The 21,967-nt window shown below is 64.8% G+C and carries 20 protein-coding genes and 2 pseudogenes; 13 read left to right on the forward strand and 9 right to left on the reverse strand.

Going from position 1 to position 21,967, the window contains the following annotated elements; all coding sequences use genetic code 11:
• Nucleotides 1-46: 46 nt before the first annotated feature.
• The gene (dprA, locus tag ACVMB0_RS28945; RefSeq protein ID WP_461348430.1) at nucleotides 47-1,162 is read left to right on the forward strand and encodes a DNA-processing protein DprA; all 1,116 of its coding nucleotides are present in this window, start codon (nucleotides 47-49) and stop codon (nucleotides 1,160-1,162) included.
• A gap of 164 nt (nucleotides 1,163-1,326) precedes the next feature.
• On the opposite strand, the gene ACVMB0_RS28950 is transcribed toward dprA, so the two are convergent.
• Nucleotides 1,327-1,728 (reverse strand): winged helix-turn-helix transcriptional regulator, encoded by a 402-nt coding sequence (locus tag ACVMB0_RS28950; protein ID WP_461348431.1) that lies wholly within the window; start codon nucleotides 1,726-1,728, stop codon nucleotides 1,327-1,329.
• Nucleotides 1,729-1,827: 99 nt separating this feature from the next.
• Here ACVMB0_RS28950 and ACVMB0_RS28955 point away from each other — a divergent pair.
• Nucleotides 1,828-2,438, forward strand: a pseudogene (locus ACVMB0_RS28955) (FMN-dependent NADH-azoreductase).
• Nucleotides 2,439-2,601: 163 nt separating this feature from the next.
• On the opposite strand, the gene ACVMB0_RS28960 reads toward ACVMB0_RS28955, so the two are convergent.
• Both ACVMB0_RS28960 and ACVMB0_RS28965 read right to left on the reverse strand, forming a co-directional pair.
• Nucleotides 2,602-2,772: a hypothetical protein gene (locus tag ACVMB0_RS28960; protein ID WP_461348432.1), complete on the reverse strand. Its 171-nt coding sequence runs from the start codon at nucleotides 2,770-2,772 to the stop codon at nucleotides 2,602-2,604.
• 157 nt (nucleotides 2,773-2,929) lie between these two features.
• On the reverse strand, nucleotides 2,930-3,706 hold the full coding sequence (locus ACVMB0_RS28965) for an SDR family NAD(P)-dependent oxidoreductase (RefSeq protein ID WP_461348433.1): 777 nt from the start codon (nucleotides 3,704-3,706) through the stop codon (nucleotides 2,930-2,932).
• A 166-nt stretch (nucleotides 3,707-3,872) separates the two neighbouring features.
• Between ACVMB0_RS28965 and ACVMB0_RS28970 the strand changes: the two genes are divergently transcribed.
• The gene (locus tag ACVMB0_RS28970; RefSeq protein WP_456754366.1) at nucleotides 3,873-4,349 is read left to right on the forward strand and encodes a winged helix-turn-helix transcriptional regulator; all 477 of its coding nucleotides are present in this window, start codon (nucleotides 3,873-3,875) and stop codon (nucleotides 4,347-4,349) included.
• Between the two features lie 818 nt (nucleotides 4,350-5,167).
• Here ACVMB0_RS28970 and ACVMB0_RS28975 read toward each other — a convergent pair.
• On the reverse strand, nucleotides 5,168-5,407 hold the full coding sequence (locus ACVMB0_RS28975; protein ID WP_461348434.1) for a hypothetical protein: 240 nt from the start codon (nucleotides 5,405-5,407) through the stop codon (nucleotides 5,168-5,170).
• A 229-nt stretch (nucleotides 5,408-5,636) separates the two neighbouring features.
• On the opposite strand from ACVMB0_RS28975, the gene topA reads away from it, so the two are divergent.
• The 7 genes from topA (at nucleotide 5,637) to ACVMB0_RS29010 (ending at nucleotide 14,525) form a co-directional block, all read left to right on the forward strand.
• A complete protein-coding gene (gene topA / locus ACVMB0_RS28980; protein ID WP_461348435.1) occupies nucleotides 5,637-8,411 on the forward strand; it encodes a type I DNA topoisomerase in 2,775 nt (924 codons plus the stop codon).
• Nucleotides 8,412-10,775, forward strand: a complete 2,364-nt coding sequence (gene rnr / locus ACVMB0_RS28985; protein ID WP_461348436.1) for a ribonuclease R — start codon at nucleotides 8,412-8,414, stop codon at nucleotides 10,773-10,775.
• 46 nt (nucleotides 10,776-10,821) lie between these two features.
• Nucleotides 10,822-11,259: a DUF983 domain-containing protein gene (locus ACVMB0_RS28990; RefSeq protein ID WP_456754362.1), complete on the forward strand. Its 438-nt coding sequence runs from the start codon at nucleotides 10,822-10,824 to the stop codon at nucleotides 11,257-11,259.
• Between the two features lie 36 nt (nucleotides 11,260-11,295).
• A complete protein-coding gene (locus ACVMB0_RS28995) occupies nucleotides 11,296-12,045 on the forward strand; it encodes an NUDIX hydrolase (RefSeq protein WP_050627458.1) in 750 nt (249 codons plus the stop codon).
• A 218-nt stretch (nucleotides 12,046-12,263) separates the two neighbouring features.
• Nucleotides 12,264-13,589, forward strand: a complete 1,326-nt coding sequence (locus tag ACVMB0_RS29000; protein ID WP_461348437.1) for an LLM class flavin-dependent oxidoreductase — start codon at nucleotides 12,264-12,266, stop codon at nucleotides 13,587-13,589.
• A gap of 128 nt (nucleotides 13,590-13,717) precedes the next feature.
• Nucleotides 13,718-13,885 (forward strand): 50S ribosomal protein L33, encoded by a 168-nt coding sequence (gene rpmG, locus ACVMB0_RS29005; protein ID WP_018271988.1) that lies wholly within the window; start codon nucleotides 13,718-13,720, stop codon nucleotides 13,883-13,885.
• A gap of 109 nt (nucleotides 13,886-13,994) precedes the next feature.
• Complete coding sequence (locus tag ACVMB0_RS29010) at nucleotides 13,995-14,525, forward strand: hypothetical protein (RefSeq protein ID WP_461348438.1); 531 nt, start codon at nucleotides 13,995-13,997, stop codon at nucleotides 14,523-14,525.
• Here the strand turns inward: ACVMB0_RS29010 and ACVMB0_RS29015 are convergent.
• Together ACVMB0_RS29015 and ACVMB0_RS29020 are read right to left on the reverse strand one after the other, a co-directional pair.
• Nucleotides 14,522-14,653, reverse strand: a complete 132-nt coding sequence (locus ACVMB0_RS29015) for a hypothetical protein (RefSeq protein ID WP_456754359.1) — start codon at nucleotides 14,651-14,653, stop codon at nucleotides 14,522-14,524. The genes ACVMB0_RS29010 and ACVMB0_RS29015 overlap by 4 nt on opposite strands.
• A gap of 69 nt (nucleotides 14,654-14,722) precedes the next feature.
• A pseudogene (locus ACVMB0_RS29020) lies at nucleotides 14,723-16,121 on the reverse strand (ammonium transporter).
• Between the two features lie 38 nt (nucleotides 16,122-16,159).
• Between ACVMB0_RS29020 and ACVMB0_RS29025 the strand changes: the two are divergent.
• Nucleotides 16,160-16,309 (forward strand): hypothetical protein, encoded by a 150-nt coding sequence (locus ACVMB0_RS29025; RefSeq protein WP_461348439.1) that lies wholly within the window; start codon nucleotides 16,160-16,162, stop codon nucleotides 16,307-16,309.
• A gap of 321 nt (nucleotides 16,310-16,630) precedes the next feature.
• Here the strand turns inward: ACVMB0_RS29025 and ACVMB0_RS29030 are convergent, their stop codons facing one another.
• The gene (locus ACVMB0_RS29030) at nucleotides 16,631-17,863 is read right to left on the reverse strand and encodes an MFS transporter (protein ID WP_461348440.1); all 1,233 of its coding nucleotides are present in this window, start codon (nucleotides 17,861-17,863) and stop codon (nucleotides 16,631-16,633) included.
• A gap of 133 nt (nucleotides 17,864-17,996) precedes the next feature.
• On the opposite strand from ACVMB0_RS29030, the gene ACVMB0_RS29035 reads away from it, so the two are divergent.
• A complete protein-coding gene (locus ACVMB0_RS29035; RefSeq protein WP_461348441.1) occupies nucleotides 17,997-18,599 on the forward strand; it encodes a TetR/AcrR family transcriptional regulator in 603 nt (200 codons plus the stop codon).
• A gap of 132 nt (nucleotides 18,600-18,731) precedes the next feature.
• Nucleotides 18,732-19,937 (forward strand): serine hydrolase domain-containing protein, encoded by a 1,206-nt coding sequence (locus tag ACVMB0_RS29040; protein WP_456754354.1) that lies wholly within the window; start codon nucleotides 18,732-18,734, stop codon nucleotides 19,935-19,937.
• A 143-nt stretch (nucleotides 19,938-20,080) separates the two neighbouring features.
• Here the strand turns inward: ACVMB0_RS29040 and ACVMB0_RS29045 are convergent, their stop codons facing one another.
• Nucleotides 20,081-21,454, reverse strand: a complete 1,374-nt coding sequence (locus ACVMB0_RS29045; protein ID WP_456754352.1) for a PleD family two-component system response regulator — start codon at nucleotides 21,452-21,454, stop codon at nucleotides 20,081-20,083.
• A gap of 15 nt (nucleotides 21,455-21,469) precedes the next feature.
• On the reverse strand, nucleotides 21,470-21,835 hold the full coding sequence (locus ACVMB0_RS29050) for a response regulator (RefSeq protein WP_016845968.1): 366 nt from the start codon (nucleotides 21,833-21,835) through the stop codon (nucleotides 21,470-21,472).
• Nucleotides 21,836-21,967 lie beyond the last annotated feature (132 nt).

Consider the following 21,967-nt stretch of genomic DNA (forward strand, 5'->3'; position numbering starts at 1 on the left):
TGTCGCAGTTGATCACAATCTCAGGTTGGGCGAAGCTGCGGCCCGCATGCATGACCGCTCGCCCAGCTCCGCAAAACTCACCGACGCCGAACGGCTCAACCGTTTGCGGCTGATCCGCTCCGACAATGTCGGCCCGCGCACCTTTGCATCGCTGCTCCGCCATTTCGGCGATGCCGCGCAGGCCCTGGAGCGGCTGCCGGACCTGGCGCGCCGCGGCGGCGCATCGGGACCGCAGCGGATCTGCAGCGAGGCCGACGCCACCGCCGAGCTCGCGGCCTGCCGCAGGTTCGGCATCGATCTCGTCGCGCCGGAAGAGGCGCATTATCCGCCGCGGCTTGCCACCATCGACGACGCGCCGCCGCTGCTGGCCGTGCGCGGCGCGCGCGACACGCTGATGCGGCCGATGATTGCGATCGTCGGCTCCCGCAATGCCTCCGGCGCCGGGTTGAAATTTGCTGGCACCCTGGCACGCGATCTCGGCGGTGCCGGCTTTGTCGTGATCTCGGGCCTCGCCCGCGGCATCGACCAGGCCGCGCATCGCGCCACCGTTGCCAGCGGCACGGTCGCCGTGCTCGCCGGTGGCCACGACAGGATCTACCCGCCGGAGCACGAGGATCTGCTGGCCGCGCTGCTCGAACAGGGCGCTGCGATCTCGGAGATGCCGCTCGGCCATGTGCCGCGGGCCCGCGACTTCCCCCGCCGCAACCGGCTGATCTCGGGCGCATCGCTCGGCGTCGTGGTGGTGGAGGCCGCGCACCGCTCGGGCTCGCTCATCACGGCGCGGATGGCCGCCGAACAGGGCCGCGAGGTGTTCGCGGTGCCGGGCTCTCCGATCGATCCGCGCTCAGCCGGCGCCAACGATTTGATCAAGCAAGGCGCCACCTTGGTCACGGAGGCGGCCGACGTCATCAACGCGGTGACGCCGATTATGGAGCGGCCGGTGATGCTGTCGGCGCACGAAGACGACGAGCCGCTGGATTTTGCGACCGACGGCGGCGATCGCGCCCGCATCATCAATCTGCTCGGGCCGAGCCCGATCAGCCTAGACGATCTGATTCGGATGGCCGACGTCTCGCCCGCCGTCGTCCGCGCGGTGCTGTTGGAGCTCGAGCTCGCCGGCAAGCTCGAGCGCCACGGCGGCGGATTGGTGTCGATGATTTAATCTGTCGCTCCGCCACCGCGAATGCTTCCCCGTCATCCTGAGGAGCGCGGAACGCGCGTCTCGAAGGATCGACGGCCACCAGCCGGGCCGTGCATCCTTCGTGACGCCTGCTACGCAGGCTCCTCAGATGACGGTTCAACAAATGCGCTGGTGACGGATAACAATCACTCCGCATTCCGCGTATCAAAATCCTGTCGTGCGCCTTCGATCTCCGGCAGATGGGTGAACGCCCACTGGCCGAGCGCCTTGACCGGCTCCGCCAGCCCGCGGCCGAGGTCGGTCAGCTCATAGTCGACCCGCGGCGGAATGGTCGGAAACACCGTGCGCGTCACCAGCCCGTCGCGCTCCAGGCCGCGCAGCGTGAGCGTCAGCATCCGCTGCGAGATGCCGTTGATCATGCGCTTCAATTCGTTGAAGCGCCTCGCTCCGTCGATCAGCATCATGATCACGAACACGCTCCATTTGTCGCCGACCCGCGACAACACGGAGGCGACCGCGCGGCAATCGCTGTGGTCGGGACTGGGCCGCGGCGCCGGGCCGGTTACATCAATGTTCTCGGGTCTCATCGGTGTGCTCGGGTTTCAAAAATGTGCGTTCTTGCGGAGATTTAGGACGGTCACTCATATAGCGCCAGTTACAAACTTATACCAAAGGTGACCTCTGCCATGAAACTTCTGCACATCGATTCCTCGGTCCTCGGCCCCCACTCCGTCAGCCGCCAGGTCTCGGCCGCCGCCGTCGAGCGGCTGCGCCAGGCCAATCCCGGCCTCGTCGTGAGCTACCGCGACCTCACCCAGACCCCGCTCGCCCACCTCTCCGGCCTGCACCTCGCAGCCGGCCAGGGCGCGGCTCCGGACCCGTCGGTGCGCGACGACGTCGCCGCGCCGGCCAGGCGGTGCTGGACGAGTTCCTCGCCGCCGACATCGTGGTGATCGGCGCGCCCATGTACAATTTCACCATTCCCTCGCAGCTCAAGGCCTGGATCGATCGCATCCTGGTCGCGGGCAAGACCTTCAAATACGGCGCTGGTGGCGTCGAGGGACTGGCCGGCAACAAGCGCGTCGTCATCGCCATCTCGCGCGGCGGCTATTACGGCGCCGATACGCCGATGGCCGCGCTCGAACATCTCGAGACCTATCTGCGCGGCGTGTTCGGCTTCATCGGCGTCAGGAACATTGAGTTCATCCCGGCCGACGGCATCCAGGTCGGTCCCGAGCATCGCGAAAAGGCGGTTGCAGGCGCGCTGCAGGCCGCCGGCAGCCTGAACGCGGCCTAGTTCCAGAAACCGCTGTCGTCCTCCGCGAAAGCGGGGGACTCAGTACTCCAGAGACGGCGGTGTTGAGCGGAGAGGCCGCGGCGTACTGGATACCCCGCATGCGCGGGGTATGACAGTTGTGGGCGGGACAAGTCTCAGGCAAACGGCTAACCCGCGGGTTGCCTCAGAACCAAACGCCTTGAATGCCGCAGATGACGGCGACGAGCGAAATCAGCAAACCGATGCCGGAAAACAGCGCGACGGTCACAAGCTGCGTCGAGTCTGAACTGTCTGAACTCTGGGACGCGGACGAAACAGGGATCGACGTCGAAATGCGGGCTGCTGCTTTCGGCATGAAGGAACTCCAAAATGATTCCGTGGTGAAAAATTTCCCCGCCCATTCAGGAGTCCGGACAGTACGACAAAGGTTCAATACGCACGATGATAGTCGCATGCGGAAACGGCCGGTGTGATCGGCTTCACACCGGCCGCTTCTTACAATGAGAAACAAATTATCCGCGATAGATCGGCGCGCCGGCGGGCGATGCCGTTGCGCCGCCATCGATGAACAGTTCCTGCCCCTGCACATGGGCTGCATCGTCGGACGCCAGGAACAGCACCGTCTTTGAGATATGATCGGGCTCGCCGATGCGGCCGAGCGGCGTGGTCTTGCCGATCCGCGCCTCGAAGACCTTCTCGGCCTCCGGCGTTGCGATCGCAGCCCCCCAGATCGGCGTCCGCACGGCGCCCGGCGCCACCACGTTGACGCGGATGTTGCGCGGCGACAGTTCTGACGCCATCACGCGCGCCATCGCACGCACGCCGGCCTTGCTCGCCGCATAGGCCGAGTAGCCGGGATTGCCGAGCACCGAAATCACCGAGCCGTTGAGGATGATCGAGGCGCCGTCGTTGAGATAGGGCGCGACCGCCTGCACGGTGAAGAACACGCCGGTGAGATTGGTGCGGATCACATTTTCGAATGCTGCGAGCGTGGTGCCGCCGACCGGCGTCTGGCCGGGAATGCCGGCATTGGCGAACAGCACGTCGTATTTGCCGAACTTCTCGGCGCCCTGCTTCACCGCGGCCTCCAGCGCCGCGACGTCGGTGGCATCGGCCACGACGGCAAGCGCGTTCGGTCCGAGCTCCCTGGCTGCCGCGGCAAGCGTCTCCTTGTTGCGCCCGGTGATGACGACCTTGGCACCCTCCGCCACGAACAGCTTTGCGGTCGCAAGCCCGATGCCGCTGTTGCCGCCGGTGATCAACGCCGTCTTGTTCGCCAGTCTTCTCATGTCCGCCTCCAGTTAGTTGCATTATTAAACTTCATTGCCTAACTAGGGCATGCGGTTTAATATTGCAACCACACAAGGCCGTGATGAACTCATCAAAGCGTTTTCGAGCGAAGTGGATCCCGGTTCGCGTGAAGAAAACGCGTCAAAACAAGATTCCCGGAGGCACGTGGTGAAGAGAACCAGCCTTGCCGGCGACAGCTGTCCGGTGGCGCGCGCGCTCGACGTGTTCGGCGACTGGTGGTCGCTCCTGATCATCCGCGACGCCAGCCTCGGCCGCCGCCGCTTCGGCGAATTCCAGGCGAGCCTCGGGCTTGCCAAGAACATTCTCACGACCCGGCTGCGCACGCTGGTCGAGCGCGGCATCCTCAAGACGGTCCCCGCCTCCGACGGCAGCGCCTATCAGGAATATGTGCTGACGCCGAAGGGCCACGGCATCTTCCCGATCCTGGTCGCGCTGCGGCAATGGACCGAGGAGTTCGACGAGCATCCGGACGAGATCGCGACCGTCCTGGTCGATCGCAACAAGGGCAAGCCGGTGAAGAAGCTCGCGCTGCTCTCGCAGGACGGACGCGTGCTTGGTGCAGCGGACACGACGCTGAAGCCGCGGCCTGTGCGGAAGACGGCGCGGCGCGAATTGGCGTAACCCTCGCCGTCATTCCCTGGTGCGCAATTCCGCACCTGGGAATGACAGCGGGATCGCGCGGATGATTGCAGTGACGGATGTTGCTAATTCGACACGACGGGCAACTCAGCAAATCCTGTCAATCCTGCCGAGTAAAAATAATTCGGTTTATCGTAACGACAACTCGGTGTATGGTTCGTCCGTCTCACCCGACACGAGGGGCGCTTCGCGGTCGTCACGAACGCGGGTCGAGATGCGGTGGACGCTGCGCGTGGCCTGACGAGAGCACGCAAGGCGGACGGCGAAATCGTGCAGGCCTGACGCCCTAGCGGCAGGTGTCTCTTCCGATTGCGCAAATGCGCGTTGTGAAGACGGTGACAACAAAGCCAAGTCTCGCCGGGGAGAGCACGTATAAGCCGTAACCCATCGCGCAGGGAAAGCCGGATTGCTCCGGTTACACCTGTGGTCCTACCCCCGAGCTTTCTACCTTTTTGCTCGGGGCCCATGGGTGCGATCGGCACCCGGCTTTCCCTGCGCCCTCACCAACGGAGAGGGCGGAAAGAAAGAGCAAAGCTCGGGCAATTGCTGCCGCGAGAACGCGACGCCATGGCCTACCTGCCGTGCAACACATCTGGTGTCGTCCCTGCGAAAGCAGGGACCCATAACCACAGTTGGCTATCGTCGAAGGACGGTGGAATGACGAGCAAGCCCGTTACATCCGCCGCGGAGTATGGGTCGCTGCTTTCGCAGGGACGACGATTATGGATGCTGGCTTCGCCAGGACGACGAACGGAGCGAGCTCCGAGCACAAGGCAGGCGCTATCTCCAACGCCTCCCCCTTACGACAGCTTCCGTCGGCTGCGCAGGCGCAGCTGCTCGTCGGCCTCCAGGCTTGCCATCGCGAGCAGATGGTCGAGAACCTCAAATTTGTGGCGCTGGGCGAGTTTGGCGAGTTCGGTCGCGGCGGCTGCGATCAGGATCAGGGCGTCATCCGGGCCGCCCGCCCCGCCTGCCTCCTCGCCCGCCGGTCGCCGCCGGCCGGATGCCTTGCGCTTCCGGCCGCCCCCTGTCCTGCTCAAAAGGCCTAATCCGATTCCCACCCCATATATAAAGAGATAAGCCCTTTCCGGCCGCAACTCTAGGACGCATTTTTCAACCTTTGGGATCAAAACTCCACAGTTGGAACCCTCCCTTCAATATCTGGCGATTTGACACCGACCGCCCCAGCACCCATGTTCGGCCCGACACGGCGGGTCGCGAGTCTAGCGGAACCCGCCTTCAAGTTTTCCCGTAAGCTATTGGAATGACATGAATATCGTCATTGTGGAGTCGCCGGCCAAGGCCAAGACGATCAACAAATATCTGGGGTCCTCCTACGAGGTCCTGGCGTCGTTCGGCCATGTTCGCGACCTCCCGGCCAAGAACGGTTCCGTCGATCCGGACGCCAATTTCCAGATGATCTGGGAGGTCGATGCCAAGGCGGCGAGCCGGCTCAACGACATCGCCAAGGCACTCAAAGGCGCCGACCGCCTGATCCTCGCAACCGACCCTGATCGCGAGGGCGAAGCGATCTCCTGGCACGTGCTGGAGGTGATGAAAGAGAAGCGCGCGCTGAAGGACCAGAAGGTGGAGCGCGTGGTGTTCAACGCCATCACCAAGCAGGCCGTCTCCGAGGCCATGAAGGCACCGCGCCAGATCGACGGCGCGCTGGTCGACGCCTATATGGCGCGCCGCGCGCTGGACTATCTGGTCGGCTTCACACTCTCCCCGGTGCTGTGGCGCAAGCTGCCCGGCGCCCGCTCCGCCGGCCGCGTGCAGTCGGTCGCGCTGCGGCTGGTCTGCGACCGCGAGCTCGAGATCGAGAAGTTCGTGCCGAAGGAATACTGGTCGCTGGTCGCGACGCTACTGACGCCGCGCGGCGAAGCCTTCGAGGCGCGGCTGGTCGGCGCCGACGGCAAGAAGATCGCACGTCTCGACATCGGCTCCGGCGCGGAAGCCGAGGATTTCAAGAAGGCGATCGAGGCCGCGCTGTTCAAGGTCGCGACCGTCGAGGCCAAGCCGGCGCGGCGCAATCCGCAAGCGCCCTTCACCACCTCGACCCTGCAGCAGGAAGCCAGCCGCAAGCTCGGCTTCGCGCCGGCGCACACCATGCGCATCGCGCAGCGGCTCTATGAAGGCATCGACATCGGCGGCGAGACCACCGGCCTGATCACCTATATGCGAACCGACGGCGTGCAGATCGCCCCCGAGGCGATCACCCAGGCGCGCAAGGTGATCGGCGAGGACTATGGCAATGCCTACGTGCCGGACGCCCCGCGCCAGTACCAGGCCAAGGCCAAGAACGCGCAGGAAGCCCACGAAGCGATCCGCCCGACCGATCTGTCGCGTCGCCCGGCCACGATCGGCCGCCGGCTCGATGCCGATCAGGCGCGGCTCTATGAACTGATCTGGAAGCGCACCATTGCGAGCCAGATGGAATCGGCCGAGCTCGAGCGCACCACCGTCGACATCGAGGCCAGGGCCGGCTCCCGCGTGCTGGAGCTGCGCGCCTCCGGCCAGGTCATCAAGTTCGACGGTTTCCTCGCGCTCTACCAGGAAAGCCGCGACGACGAGGAGGACGAGGATTCGCGTCGCCTGCCCGCGATGAGCCAGGGCGAGGCCGTGAAGCGCCAGAGCCTCGCCGTCACCCAGCATTTCACCGAACCGCCGCCGCGCTTCTCGGAAGCCTCGCTGGTGAAGCGGATGGAAGAGCTCGGCATCGGCCGTCCCTCGACCTACGCCTCGATCCTGCAGGTGCTGAAGGACCGCGGCTACGTCAAGCTGGAGAAGAAGCGGCTGCACGGCGAGGACAAGGGCCGTGTTGTGGTCGCCTTCCTGGAGAACTTCTTCTCGCGCTATGTCGAATACGACTTCACCGCCGATCTGGAAGAGCAGCTCGACCGCATCTCCAACAACGAGATCGCCTGGCAGCAGGTGTTGCAGGAGTTCTGGCGCGGCTTCATCGGCGCGGTCAACGACATCAAGGACCTCCGGGTCGCCGAGGTGCTCGATGCGCTCGACGAGATGCTCGGCCCGCACATCTATCCGCCGCGCGCGGATGGCGGCGACGTCAGGCAGTGCCCGACCTGCGGCACCGGCCGACTCAATCTGAAGGCCGGCAAGTTCGGCGCCTTCGTCGGTTGCTCGAACTATCCGGAATGCCGCTACACCCGTCCGCTCGCGGCCGACAGCGCCGAGAGCGCCGACCGCGTGGTCGGCACCGATCCCGACACCGGCTTCGACGTCACGGTGAAGGCCGGCCGCTTCGGCCCCTACATCCAGCTCGGTGAGCAGAAGGATTACGCCGAAGGCGAGAAGCCGAAGCGCGCGGGCATTCCGAAGGGCACTTCGCCGGCCGATGTCGATCTCGAATTGGCATTGAAGTTGCTGTCCCTGCCGCGCGAGATCGGCAAGCATCCGGAAACCGGGCAGCCGATCACCGCCGGCCTCGGCCGGTTCGGGCCGTTCGTCAAGCATGAGAAGACCTATGCCAGCCTGGAGGCCGGCGACGAGGTGTTCGACATCGGCTTGAACCGCGCGGTCACGCTGATCGCGGAGAAGATCGCCAAGGGCCCGAGCGGCCGCCGCTTCGGCGCCGATCCGGGCAAGCCGCTCGGCGATCACCCGACGCTCGGCGCGGTCGCGCTGAAGAACGGCCGCTACGGCGCCTATGTCGCGGCGGGCGGCGTCAACGCCACGATCCCGAGCGACCGCACGCCCGACGAGGTCACGCTCGCGGAAGCGATCGCGCTGATCGACGAGCGCGCGGCCAAGGGCGGCGGCAAGAAGGCCAAGAAGGTGGCAAAACCTGCCAAGGCGGCCAAGGCCAAATCGGACAAGACCGAGCCGGACAAGGCTGACGGCGACGCCGAGGCCAAGCCCGCCAAGAAGGCTGCATCGAAGAAGGCCGCGGCGAAACCGAAAGCGGATGCGACCAGCAAAGCGCGCGCGCCGGTCGCTTCCGGTGCCAAGACGTCGCCTGCAAAATCATCGGCACCAGCGAAAGCGCCCGCGAAGAAAAGCGCCGGCAAGGCACGAGGATAAGTGAAACGAAAACCCGACCATGGCTTTCCGGGCCGGGACGCCATCGTCGCCTTCATCCGCGCCAATCCAGGCAAGGTCGGCACCCGCGAGATCGCGCGCGAGTTCGGCCTGAAGAACGCCGACCGTATCGAGCTGAAGCGGATCCTCCGCGAGCTCGCCGACGACGGCACGGTTGCCAAGCGCGGCCGCAAGATCCACGAGCCGGCGGCGCTGCCGCCGACCGTGCTCGCCGACATCACCGGCCGAGACAGCGACGGCGAGTTGATCGCCACCCCCGCCGAGTGGGATAGCGAAGAGAACGGCACCGCTCCGAAAATCCGCATCGAGACGCCGCGGCGGCCGAAGCCCGGCACCACGGCCGGCGTCGGCGACCGCGCGCTGCTGCGGGTCGAGGTGACCGACGAGCAAGACGGCACGCCCTATCGCGGCCGTGTCATCAAGGTGATCGATCACGGCCGCACCCGCATCCTCGGCATCTTCCGCCGCAATCCGGATGGCGGCGGACGCCTGATCCCGGTCGACAAGAAGCAGGCCGGCCGCGAGCTCAACATCGCCAAGTCGGACACCGGCGGCGCCGAAGACGGCGATCTGATCAGCGTCGACCTGATCCGCACCCGAAGCTTCGGGCTCGCATCCGCCCGCGTCAAGGAGCGGCTCGGCTCGATCGCGAGCGAAAAGGCGATCAGTCTGATCGCGATCAACACCCACGACATCCCGCAGGTGTTCTCGTCTTCGGCGCTGCGCGAGGCCGAAGAGGCAAAACCCGCGACCTTGCAGGGCCGCGAGGACTGGCGCGACGTGCCGCTGGTCACCATCGATCCGCCCGATGCCAAGGACCACGACGACGCCGTGCATGCGGAGGTCGACCCCGATCCGAACAACAAGGGCGGCTTCATCGTCCATGTCGCGATCGCCGACGTCGCCTACTATGTGCGCCCCGGCTCGGCGCTCGATCGCGACGCGCTCCAGCGCGGCAACTCGGTGTATTTCCCCGATCGCGTGGTGCCGATGCTGCCCGAGCGGATCTCCAACAATCTCTGCTCGCTGGTGCCGGGCGAGCCGCGCGGCGCGCTCGCGGTGCGGATGGTGATCGGCGCCGATGGCCGCAAGCACTCGCACAGCTTCCACCGCGTGCTGATGCGCTCGGCCGCGAAGCTCGCTTACGCGCAGGCGCAGGCCGCGATCGACGGCAGGCCGGACGACACCACCGGCCCCCTGCTCGATCCGATCCTCAAGCCGCTGTGGGCGGCCTACGAGCTGGTCAAGCTCGCACGCAACGAGCGCGACCCGCTCGATCTCGATCTGCCCGAGCGCAAGATCCTGCTGAAGGGCAACGGCACCGTCGACCGGGTGATCGTGCCGCAGCGGCTCGATGCGCACCGGCTGATCGAGGAGTTCATGATCCTCGCCAACGTCGCCGCGGCCGAGATGCTGGAGAAGAAGGCGCTGCCGCTGATCTATCGCGTGCATGACGAGCCGAGCCATGAGAAGGTGCACAATCTCCAGGAATTCCTGAAGACGCTCGACCTGCCCTTCACCAAACAAGGCGCGCTGCGTCCCGCGCAGTTCAACCGCGTGCTGGCGCAGGTCGCCGGCGAGGATTATGAACCGCTGGTCAACGAGGTGGTGCTGCGCTCGCAGGCGCAGGCCGAATACTCCGCCGAGAATTACGGTCATTTCGGCTTGAACCTGCGCCGCTATGCGCATTTCACCTCGCCGATCCGCCGCTACGCCGATCTGATCGTGCATCGCGCGCTGATCCGGGCGCTCGGGCTCGGCGAAGGCGCCTTGCCGACCGACGAGAGCGTGGAGACGCTGGCCGAGATCGCCGCGCAGATCTCCGTCACCGAACGCCGCGCAATGAAGGCGGAGCGCGAGACCACCGACCGGCTGATCGCGCATTTCCTTGCCGACAAGGTCGGCGCCTCGTTCCAGGGCCGCGTCTCCGGCGTGACCCGCGCCGGCCTGTTCGTGAAGCTCGACGACACCGGCGCCGACGGCCTGATCCCGATCCGCACCATCGGCAGCGAATATTTCAACTACGACGAGACCCGCCACGCACTGATCGGCACGCGCAGCGGCACCATGTATCGGCTCGGCGACGTCGTCGACGTGCGGCTGGTCGAGGCGGCTCCAGTGGCCGGTGCGCTGCGCTTTGAGCTATTATCCGACGGTCAGGCCATTCCGCGCGACAGAAAGCGTGACGGCAAGAGAGCCGAGCGTCGTGCTGCGGGATTCGGCAAGGGACCAAATAAGGGATCGGGCAAGAAGGCGCACAAGGAGCGGAAGGCGCGCAACAAGAAGGACCGCAAGCCGGCGAAGCCAAAGCCCGGCAAATCGAAGCGAGGCAAGTCATGGACCTGAAGTCATGGACCTGAAGTCATGGACCTGAAGTCATGGACCTGAAGTCATGGACGTGACACCGCCGACAGTGGTCTGGACTCGCGATGCGGCCGAGCCCGAGAAGCGCGACGTCTGGAGCGCGATGAAGCGCGGGTTCCGCGGCCGTTGTCCGCGCTGCGGAAAAGGCAAGCTGTTCCGCAAGTTTCTGAAATGCGACGGCCATTGCCCGGTCTGCGATCTCGATTTCACGCCGCATCGCGCCGACGATCTGCCGGCCTATCTCGTCATCGTCATCGTCGGCCACATCGTGGTACCGACCGCGCTATGGATCGAGACCGACTATTCGCCGCCGGTGTGGCTGCAATTGGCGATCTATCTGCCGTTCACGCTGTTCGCATCGCTGGCGCTGTTGCAGCCGGTGAAGGGAGCCGTGATCGGCTTGCAATGGGCCCTGCGCATGCATGGCTTTGACGAAAATGCCCCTAGCGACATCCCGCCGGTCTAGCTAAACCGGGCGATAAGGAGAAATGAAAGGGATGAAATGACTGAAGCTGCCGCACCCGCCGCCGTCGTCCATCAGGGCGAAAAAGAAGCCGATCATCACGCGTATTTCCGGCCGAAGGATGCGGCGACGCTGATCCTGATCGATCGCTCCGGCGCCAAGCCGAAAGTGCTGGTCGGCAAGCGCCACGACAAGGTGGTGTTCATGCCGGGCAAATTCGTCTTCCCCGGCGGCCGCGTCGACAAGGCCGACAACCGCGTGCCGGTTGCGGCCCCGATCACGCCTGAGCTCGAAGCCAATCTGCTCAAGGGCAGCCCGAAGATCACGCCCGGCCGCGCACGTGCGCTCGCCAATGCCGCGATCCGCGAAGCCTGCGAGGAAACCGGACTCTGCCTCGGCCGCAAGGTGGAGAAGACGGCGAAGCTCGACGGTCCCTGGGCGCCGTTCGCCGACGCTGGCCTGCTGCCCGATCCGTCCGGTCTGTTCCTGATCGCGCGTGCGATCACCCCGCCCGGCCGCGTCCGACGCTTCGACACCCGTTTCTTCACTGCGGATGCCTCGACCATCGCGCATCGCGTCGAAGGCGTGGTGCATGCCGATGCCGAGCTGGTCGAGCTGGTCTGGGTCGAGATCGGCTCCGAGCCGCTCGCGGATGCGCATGCCATGACCAAGAACGTGCTCGCCGAGCTCGACCGCCGTCTCGCCACCGGCCCGCTCCGCCACGACGCGCCGGTGCCGTTCTTCCACTTCTACGGCGGCAAGATGCAGAAGGACGTGCTGGGGGCGTGAGGAGCGCACAATCGTCATTCCGGGGCGCGCCTCTTGGCGCGAGCCCGGAATCCATTCCTCCACCGACCATGCGGCCCGATGGATTCCGGGCTCTCGCTTCGCGAGCCCGGAATGACGATGTCGAGGGATCGGCCAAAAACAAAATAATCTTCCCGATGGCGCGCCGCGAAGCGCCACCCTATCTGTTCCGCTAACCACAACAATGACGGAACGGGGCAATGGCGAAGCGTCAACTCAAGCTCGGCGCATTCATGCGGCCGATCAGCATCCACACCGGCGCCTGGCGCTATCCCGGGGCGTGGCCCGACGCCAATTTCAACTTCGATCATATCAAGACGCTGATCCGCAAGCTCGAGGCCGGCAAGTTCGACGCCTTCTTCATGGCCGATCATCTGGCCGTGCTCAACATGCCGATCAATGCGCTGAAGCGCAGCCACACCGTGACCTCGTTCGAGCCGTTCACGCTGCTGTCGGCACTGTCCGCCGTCACCGAGCGGATCGGGCTGATCGCGACCGGCTCGACCACCTTCGACGAGCCCTATCACGTCGCCCGCCGCTTCGCCTCGCTCGATCACATCTCGGGCGGCCGGGCCGGCTGGAACATCGTCACGACCTCCAATCCGGATGCGGCGCTGAATTTCGGCCTCGACGATCACATGGAACATGCCGAGCGCTACAAGCGCGCCCGCGAGTTCTACGACGTCGTCACCGGCCTGTGGGACTCGTTCGCCGACGATGCCTTCGTGCGCGATGTCGAGTCCGGGCTGTTCGTCGATCCCGACAAGATGCATGTGCTCAATCACAAGGGCAAATATCTCTCGGTCCGGGGCCCGCTGAACATCGCCCGTCCCGTGCAGGGCTGGCCGGTGATCGTGCAAGCGGGAGCCTCCGATGACGGACGGCAGCTTGCGGCCGAGACCGCGGAAGCCGTGTTCACCGGCGGCGGCAGCCTTGCGGACGGACAGAAGCTTTATGCCGACATCAAGGGCCGCATGGAAAAGATCGGCCGCGATCCCGAGCATCTGAAGATCCTGCCCGGCGCCTTCGTGGTGGTCGGCGACAGCGTCGAGGAAGCCAAGGAGAAGCGCGCGCTGCTCGACAGCCGCGTGCATTACGACAGCGCGATCGCCTCGCTGTCGGTGATCCTCGGCACCGATGCGTCCACCTTCGATCCCGACGGGCAATTGCCACCGATCCCGGAGACCAATGCCAGCAAGAGCGGCCGGCAGCGCCTCGTCGACGTCGCCGCGCGCGACAAGCTGACCGTGCGCCAGCTCGCGCAGCGCGTCGGCGGCTATGGCGGGCTCGCCTTTGTCGGCACGCCGCATACCATCGCCGACCAGATGGAGGAATGGCTGGCGGGCCGGGGCAGCGACGGCTTCAACATCATGTTCCCCTATCTGCCGCAGGGCCTGTTCGAGTTCGTCGACCGGGTGGTGCCGGAACTGCAGAAGCGCGGGATCTTCCGGACCGAGTACGAAGGACGGACCCTGCGCGAGAATCTGGGCCTGCCGCGGCCCAAAAATCAGTTCTTCGAGGGGTAATCGGGCCGGAATCGGCCTGATTTCAGCCCGGAAATCCTTGACTTCTCACGGTTTGTGGCTAGTTTCCGGGCCAAACGCGGGCCGATTTGGCCGGCTCCCGATACCCCTTCATTTTCGAGGATTTGCACATGGCCAAAGCGGTCACCATCAAGGTCAAGCTCGTGTCGACCGCCGACACCGGCTTCTATTACGTCGCCAAGAAGAATTCGCGCACAATGACCGACAAGCTGGTCAAGAAGAAGTACGACCCGGTCGCGCGCAAGCACGTCGAGTTCAAGGAAGCCAAGATCAAGTAAGATCGTCTGCTTCTGACGTTTCAAACGGGGCCCTCGCGGCCCCGTTTTTGCTTTGTGGCCTGACGTCATCCCTCATGTCTTTCGGGCAAGTCCCGGGCGCAGGGCTCACATGATCGCAGGCTTGGACGAGGGAAACGTCGGCGGCTACTCGGTCGCCTACGGCCGCGAGGACACCTACTTTCCGGTCTATGTCACGGCTGCGCTGGCCGCGATCTTCCTGACCGCGACCTGGATCACCGGCGCGATCTATTGGCTGGCGCCGGCGGCGGCAGCCGGCGGCTTCACCTATTACAACATCCCGCTGCTGGAGGCCGGCCGTCCGACCATCGGGGCCAATCAGTACGGCATCTTCATCCAGGCCTTCGGGCTGATCCGCTGGCGCGCCATCACGCGCATCGACCTGGTCGAGATCGCCGAGCGCGCGATGACCGTTCACGAATTGCAGATCGCGCTCAACGGGCCGCTCGGCAGCGCGCTGGTGGCCGATTGGCGCAAGCGGCCGGCCTATCGGCTGCTGATGCGCTTGCCGTGGCGCATGGACCATCGTGGCGTGGTCCGCGTCAATCTCGAGCCATTCGACCGGACGCCCGACGAGATCCACCGGACGTTCCTGAGGATGTGGCGCTACTATCGCAGCTAGCGCCCGCCGAACGCCTCATCAGGCAGATGCGCATCCGCGACGCGCGCATCCGGATTGTGCGTGATGGTCATGAACCAAATGAGGCTGAAGAACAGCGACCACGCTGTGTTCCAATAGAACCAGTTCATCGGATCACCTCGAACAGCTTTGATCCGCGCCAGCGGAAGATCGCCAGCCGGCGCGGAACGCCGCCAAGTCTACTGCACGACCTCGCCGTGCAGTGCCAGATCCAACCCTTCGCGCTCGATGTCCTTCGTGACGCGAAGCCCGACGAAGAGATTGATCACGAACAGGATGATCAGGCTCACGACCGCATCATACACGAAAACCGTCGCGACGCCGATGCACTGATTGAGGAACTGCCCGGTATTTCCCTCCAGGACGCCTGCCGTACCGCCATACTGCTCGACCGCGAACACCCCGGTCAGCAGCGCCCCGACGATGCCGCCGAGAGCGTGGACGCCGAAGCAGTCCAGCGCGTCATCGTAGCTGAACATGCGCTTCAAGCCGGTGCATCCCCAGTAGCAGCAGACGCCGGCGGCGATGCCAATCGCGAAGGCGCCGACCGGCCCAACGAAACCGGAGGCCGGCGTGATCGCGACGAGGCCGGCAACGGCGCCCGAGCAGATGCCGACGACCGTCGGCTTGCCCTTCAATGCCCACTCCACCAGCATCCAGGTGAAGCCCGCGACCGCCGTGGCGATCTGGGTCACCAGCATGGCCATGCCCGCCTGCATTCCGGCCGTGACCGCGGAGCCGGCATTGAAGCCGAACCAGCCGACCCACAGCAGCGACGCGCCGATGAAGGTCAGCACCATGTTGTGCGCCGGCCCGGTCTCGACGCGCTTGCCGAGCATGATGGCGCACATCAGGGCCGGCCACGCCGGCATTGATGTGCACGACGGTGCCGCCGGCGAAATCGAGAACCTTGACATACGCAGCGTCGTTACCCGCCGAGAAGATGCCGTCGGGCCCCCAGACCCAATGTGCGATCGGCGCGTAGACGAAGATCGCCCACAGCCCGATGAACCAGAGCATCGCGGAGAACTTCATCCGCTCTGCAAACGCGCCGGCGATCAGCGCCGGCGTGATGATGGCGAACGTCATCTGGAAGCAGATATAGACGGACTCGGGAATCGTCGCGGCGAGCGGATTGGGATTGCCGATGCCACCCTTGCCGATGTCGCTCAGGATGTCCTTGAGGAACATGCGGTCCAGACCGCCGATAAACGGCGTGCCGGCACGAAACGCCAGGCTGTAGGTCAGGACCGCAAACAGGATCGTGACCAGGCAGGTGACGGCGAAACTGGTCATCACGGTGTCGCCGACATTCTTCTTGCGCACCATGCCGCCATAGAACAGGCCGAGCCCCGGCACCGTCATCATCAGGACGAGCGCGACCGACGTGAGCATCCAGGCGGTATCGCCGGAATTCGGCGTGCACTTCTCGAGAATCTTGCCGCCGCAGGCCGGCGGTGCCGCCGCATCCTCAGCCAGCGCAAGGTCGCTGAACAGCAGGCAAAGGAATGCCACGCCCAGCAGAGCAACCACGATTCTCACGAGGTTCCGGCGCGTGTATGTCCCAGACTCCATCATCGTCCTCCCATCACAAGAAATGCTGGTGTTCGGAATGGGTGCAGCGCTTTCGGGAGCGCGACACCGAAAGATGGCGCACGTTCGGTTATCGGGATGTCTCGAATGGCCGCGCGAGGCACAAGGGCTTCCTGCTTGGCGGCGCGGCGAAGGCCGTGGTGCGCGGATCGCTGGAGAATGACGGCGACTAGCCTCATCGCGGCCAGCCTTTCCCATGGGTCCCCAGGCCGGAACCTCAGCGACGGCTTCCGGCTCGATTTCTAGCCAACTTCAATCAAGATTCGTGCCACCGATGCGCCCACGGTAACGCATTGACGACGCAGCGACTTCAATCGGTGCACGGAACAGCTTCGCGCCCCATTGCACGTTATCGTAGCAAGTCATCGATGGAAAAATAGGCAGCAATCAGCTGCTGCCCACGCACGGGGCAGCCGCTGATTTGTCGCGGGGATCGGAAGCGGAGCGTTTAGAGTCGAGAGCCCCGTTCCGATTCTATCGGAACGGGAAAGGCGCTAGGCGGTCTTGAGCAGCGGCGGCTGCGCCGGCCGGATCAGCGCGAAGGCAACCTGGATGATGCCGCCGGCAAGACCGAGCGCGACGCCGATGCGCCAGGCCATGGTGTAGGAGCCGAGCGAATCGTAGATCAGCCCGCCTCCGTAAGCGCCGAGGAAGCTGCCGATCTGGTGGCTCATGAAGGCAAGGCCCTGGATCATCGCCTGCCAGCGCAAGCCGAACATTTCGGCCACCGCGCCCGCGACCAGCGGACCGACGCCCATCCAGAGGAAGCCCATGATGGCGCCGAACAGCAAGGTCGAGCCCGGCGTTGCCGGCAGCATGAAATACCAGGCAAGCGCCAGCGAGCGCAGGATGTAAATCCCGCCCAGCAGCGCGAGCTTATTCCAGCGCTGGCCGGCCCAGCCGAAGAACAGCGAGCCCAGCACGTTGAAGCCGCCGATCATGCCGAGCGTCTGCGCACTCAGCATCGGATCGAGCCCGCAGATCGCCAGATACGACGGCAGATGCGTGGTCAGGAAGACGAGTTGCATGCCGCAGACCATGTAGGCGCAGGTCATCACCACGAAGGATGCATTGCTGAACGCGGTCTTGGCCGCGGTCGCCGCAGTGGCGTTGCCGATATCGTCACCCGCTGGCTTCGGCAGCGGAATCTTGTCGACGCGGCCGGCGAACAACGCCGCCGGAATCATGAAGACCGAGAGGATCACGAAGCCGGCGAGCCCGACGCGCCAGCCGAAACCTTCATTGAGCATCTGGCCGATCGGCGCCGACAGCAGCGCACCGAGCGAGCCTGCCGCGGAGACGATGCCGAGCACGGTCGAGCGCACCGTCTCTGGCACCGCGCGGGCAGCGACCGACATCGCGATCGCATTCGCGGTGCAGGCGAGCGAGATGCCGATCAGCACGCCGGCGCCGATCATGATGCTGATGAGCCCATGTGCCGTTGTCATCAGCACGAGGCCGGCGATATAGGCCAGCGCGCCGACCACCATGATCGGGCGGAAGCCGTAGCGCACCGTCATCGCGCCTGCCAGCGGTTGCAGAAAGCCCCAGGCGAGGTTCTGCACTGCGAGCGCCAGCGTGAAATGCGACACCGAGATACCGATGTCGTGCGTCAGCGGCTGCATGAAGATGCCGAGGCTCTGCCGCAGCCCCATGCTCAGCGTGAGCATGATGGAGGCACCGATCAGAATGGGAAGCGTGGGACGCAAGACCTGCAGCAAGGGCATTGTTTTTGTTCTCCCATAACGGCGCGGCACGCGTACCGCGGCCTGCGATTCACGCATGTTTTGGTTACACAGACCTGTGTACTTAGGCTATACAGGGGGCGAACTGTCAAGCCAAGAGGATCACGGCCGACGCATGGCTTCCCCGCCTCCCAAACAGACCATGAAAGAGCGGATCCTCGAGACCGCCGACAAGCTGTTCTACCTGCAGGGCATTCGCGCCATCGGCGTCGACACCATCGCGGCCGAGATCGGCATCAGCAAGCGCACGCTCTACAATCATTTCCCGTCGAAAGACGCCCTGATCGAAGCCTATCTGCAACGCCGCTTCGTGCAGCCCCGCCCCTCCGACAAGCCGCCGGCCGAGCAGATCCTCGCGACTTTCGATTCGCTGGAGCGGCGCTTTGCGGCGAAGGATTTTCGCGGCTGCCCGTTCGTCAATGCGGTCGCCGAGCTCGGCCCTGACGACGAGGATCGCACCTTCCGAAATATCGCGGTCGCCTTCAAGGAAAGCCGCCGGGTCTGGTTTCGCGATCTGCTGCTGCAACTCGGCGTCGCCGACGCCGAGGGACTTGCGACCCAGCTCACGCTTTTGGTCGACGGCTCGATCGCGCAGGACCTGGTGCGCGACGACCCGGCGATGGCACGCGCAGCCAGGGAAGCCGCCCGCGTGCTGCTGGCGAATGCCGGCGTCAAGGTCGAAAACTCCGCGCCCGCGGACAAGAAGCGCCCTGGATAAATCCCGGTTGCATACACAAGTCCGGTTTGGTTGTTAGCGTTGACGGCATGCGACGGCATCCCAATCGGAAATTCCGTCCGGCGAGATAGAGAGTGACCGCACGACAGCCGGCGGCACAACAGGGGAGCGACCATGGAAGATCTTGACGTGACGGCCACCGGCTACGATTTCGCGCCGGCTCGCGCCGCCATGCAGCGCTATATCGACAACGATCTCTTGTCCGGCATCTCCTGGACGGTTCTGGTCGGGCGCGACATCGCCGACACGGGCTGCGTCGGATGGGCGGACAAGGAAGCGCAAACGCCGCTGCGCACCGACCACATCTTCCGGGTGTTCTCCAACACCAAGCTGATCACCTCCTGCGCGGCGCTGCTGTTGTTCGAGGACGGCCGCTTCCGGCTCGACGATCCGATCGAGACCTACATCCCGCAACTCGGAAACCGCAAGGTGCTGCGCCCGGGCGCGACATCGATCGACGACACCGAGCCGGCACAGCGGTCGATCACGATCCGCCAATTGCTGAGCCACAGCGCCGGCTTGAGCTACGGCTTCTTCGATCCCGGCACCGTCATCTTCAAGGCGCTGAACGAGCGCGGCGTGCACAATCCCAATGCGACCCTGGCTCAGATGGTGGACGTGCTGGCCGATCTGCCGCTGATCTATCAGCCGGGCACATCATGGGAATATTCGCTCGCGATCGACGTGATCGCACGCCTAGTGGAAGTCGTCAGCGGCCAGCGCTTCGACCAGTTCATCAAGGAGCGCATCCTCGATCCGCTCGGCATGGTCGATACCGGATTCGTCGTTCCGGAACAGGATCACGGCCGGCTCGTTGCCTATTACGCCGGCGCGGATCTGATGGAGCCGATGAAGCCAGGCCTCACCCGCACCGACAATGCACCGTTCCCCGGCGCCTATCTGCGGCCGATCGCGAGGCTCAATGGCGGCGGTGGGCTGGTCTCGACACTGCCCGACATGGTCGCGCTGATCCGCAGCCTGCTGCCGGGCGGACCGACGCTGCTGAAGCCGGACACCATCACGGCGATGATGTCCAACCAGCTGCCCGCAGGACAGTGGATCCGCTTCGCGATGATGGGCGAGCAGCCCGGCAAGGCGCATGGCCTTGCCGGCGGCCTGATCCTCAACCCCTCACCGATCGATCATCCCGATGCGGCCGGTGAATTCTACTGGGGCGGCGTCGCGGGCACGCAGTGGTGGATTTCGCCGAAGACGGGCATCGCCGGCGTCATGATGGCGCAGCGCCAGATGGCGTTCGTCCATCCGTTCTCGTTCGAGTTCAAGCGGATGGCTTATGACGCGGTGAAGCGCGGGCCGTAGGTTTATCTACCCTGTCGTCACCCGCGAAAGCGGGTGACCCAGTATTCCAGAGGCAGTGGCGCTTGCAACGAGAGGCCGCCGCGTACCGGATACCCCGCTTTCGCGGGGTATGACGATCGATAATGCGGAGAGCGTGACGTGCGCTACGCCGCGGCTGACACCACGCGGTTGCGGCCGTCGTGCTTGGCGCGATAGAGCGCGGTGTCGGCGCGCTTGAGCACGTCGGTGACCTGCTCGCCCTTGCGCTCCAGCGTGGTGAGCCCGATCGAGATCGTGACGGTGATCCGCTTGCCGCCCTTGTCGACGGCAAACGGCTCGCCGGCGATCGAGCGGCGCAAGCGCTCGGCGACCATGCCGGCGACATGCAGATCGGTCTCGGGCATCACGATCACGAACTCCTCGCCGCCATAGCGGCAGGCGAGATCGATGCCCCGGATCGACTTGCGGATGCGAACGGCGAATTCGCGCAGCACGTCGTCGCCGGCATCGTGGCCGTAGGTGTCGTTGATCGCCTTGAAGTAATCGATGTCGAGGATCATCAGCGCCAGCGGCTTGCCGCGGATCGAGGCCTGTTCCGCCAGTGTCGCGAGATGGCTCTCCATGTAGCGCCGGTTATGCAGCCCGGTCAGCGCGTCCGTGATCGCCATCTCGATCGAGTTCTGCACATTGTCGCGCAGATGATCGGTGTAGCGACGGCGGCGGATCTGGGTGCGCGCCCGCGCCAGCAACTCGTTCTTGTCGACCGGGCGCAGCAGATAGTCGTTGACGCCGATCTCGAGCCCGCGCATCAGCCGCGTGTTGTTGTCGGCATCCGAGATCGCAAGGATCGGCACCTGCCGCGTCCGCTCCAGCGAGCGGGCCTGGCTGCACAGCCGCAGGCCGTCGAAATTGTCGAGGCTGAGCGACACGATCAGCAGATCGTAATTGCCCTCGGCGGCGTGGAACAGCGCTTCCGACGGATTGGTTTCGACGTCGACGGTGTGCTCGGCGGAAAGGATCGGCGCCAGCTTCTCGTAGGACGACGGGCGGTCGTCGACCAAGAGGATGCGGCCGCCGGTGCCCTTGTCGGCGATCGCGCTGCGCTCCGGCGCCTGCATGCCGATCTCGAGCGAGGTGATGGCGCGCATGCGCAGCTCGTCGGTCATCATCTTCAGCCGCGTCAGCGAGCGCACGCGCGCGATCAGCACCACGTCGGACACCGGCTTGGTCAGGAAGTCATCGGCGCCGGACTCCAGTCCGCGCACGCGATCGGCCGGACTATCGAGCGCGGTGACGATCACCACCGGAATGAAATGCGTCGCCGGATTGGACTTCAGCCGGCGGCAAACCTCGAAGCCGTCCATGTCGGGCATCATGACATCGAGCAGGATGATGTCGCATTCGGCGCGCGCGCAGATCTCCAGCGCCTCGGTCCCGTTGGACGCGGTCAGCACATCGAAATATTCGGCCGACAGGCGGGCTTCCAACAGCTTGACGTTCGCCGGAACGTCATCGACGACGAGGATACGCGCGGACATTGCACCACAACTCCCCTATCCGATAAAGCGTCGGACAGTCTCAATAAATTTGCCGACCGAGATCGGCTTGGACAAATAGGCTTCGCAGCCGCCCTCGCGGATGCGTTCTTCGTCGCCCTTCATTGCGAAGGCGGTGACCGCGACCACCGGGATCGTGCGCAGGTCGGGATCGTCCTTGATCCAGCGCGTGACCTCGAGGCCGGAAACCTGGGGCAGCTGGATATCCATCAGGATAAGGTCTGGGCGCAGCTTGCGGACGAGATCGAGCGCTTCGAAACCATTGCTGGTGCCCGAAGTCTGATAGCCATGCGCTTCCAACAGATCGCGAAAGAGCTTCATATTGAGCTCATTGTCCTCCACGATCAGGACGGTTTTGGCCATCCCGTCCCTCCCAAACCCAGGAGACGGGCCCTGCTGCGGCACCTCACGCACCGCGCTCGGGACGCGTCGAAAATGTGAATTCAAACTAGCGCCAGAATCGCTCTAACCCGTTAACCCGACATCCAACTTCCG

This window comes from Bradyrhizobium sp. USDA 4451 (assembly GCF_054822585.1).

Bases quoted from the DNA above. Each gene is read 5' to 3' on its own strand.
- dprA (WP_461348430.1), top strand. From the start codon at position 47: ATGCATGACCGCTCGCCCAGCTCCGCAAAACTCACCGACGCCGAACGG.
- ACVMB0_RS28950 (WP_461348431.1), bottom strand. From the start codon at position 1,728: ATGAGACCCGAGAACATTGATGTAACCGGCCCGGCGCCGCGGCCCAGT.
- ACVMB0_RS28960 (WP_461348432.1), bottom strand. From the start codon at position 2,772: ATGCCGAAAGCAGCAGCCCGCATTTCGACGTCGATCCCTGTTTCGTCC.
- ACVMB0_RS28965 (WP_461348433.1), bottom strand. From the start codon at position 3,706: ATGAGAAGACTGGCGAACAAGACGGCGTTGATCACCGGCGGCAACAGC.
- topA (WP_461348435.1), top strand. From the start codon at position 5,637: ATGAATATCGTCATTGTGGAGTCGCCGGCCAAGGCCAAGACGATCAAC.
- ACVMB0_RS28990 (WP_456754362.1), top strand. From the start codon at position 10,822: ATGGACGTGACACCGCCGACAGTGGTCTGGACTCGCGATGCGGCCGAG.
- ACVMB0_RS28995 (WP_050627458.1), top strand. From the start codon at position 11,296: ATGACTGAAGCTGCCGCACCCGCCGCCGTCGTCCATCAGGGCGAAAAA.
- ACVMB0_RS29000 (WP_461348437.1), top strand. From the start codon at position 12,264: ATGGCGAAGCGTCAACTCAAGCTCGGCGCATTCATGCGGCCGATCAGC.
- rpmG (WP_018271988.1), top strand. From the start codon at position 13,718: ATGGCCAAAGCGGTCACCATCAAGGTCAAGCTCGTGTCGACCGCCGAC.
- ACVMB0_RS29010 (WP_461348438.1), top strand. From the start codon at position 13,995: ATGATCGCAGGCTTGGACGAGGGAAACGTCGGCGGCTACTCGGTCGCC.
- ACVMB0_RS29015 (WP_456754359.1), bottom strand. From the start codon at position 14,653: ATGAACTGGTTCTATTGGAACACAGCGTGGTCGCTGTTCTTCAGCCTC.
- ACVMB0_RS29030 (WP_461348440.1), bottom strand. From the start codon at position 17,863: ATGCCCTTGCTGCAGGTCTTGCGTCCCACGCTTCCCATTCTGATCGGT.
- ACVMB0_RS29035 (WP_461348441.1), top strand. From the start codon at position 17,997: ATGGCTTCCCCGCCTCCCAAACAGACCATGAAAGAGCGGATCCTCGAG.
- ACVMB0_RS29040 (WP_456754354.1), top strand. From the start codon at position 18,732: ATGGAAGATCTTGACGTGACGGCCACCGGCTACGATTTCGCGCCGGCT.
- ACVMB0_RS29045 (WP_456754352.1), bottom strand. From the start codon at position 21,454: ATGTCCGCGCGTATCCTCGTCGTCGATGACGTTCCGGCGAACGTCAAG.
- ACVMB0_RS29050 (WP_016845968.1), bottom strand. From the start codon at position 21,835: ATGGCCAAAACCGTCCTGATCGTGGAGGACAATGAGCTCAATATGAAG.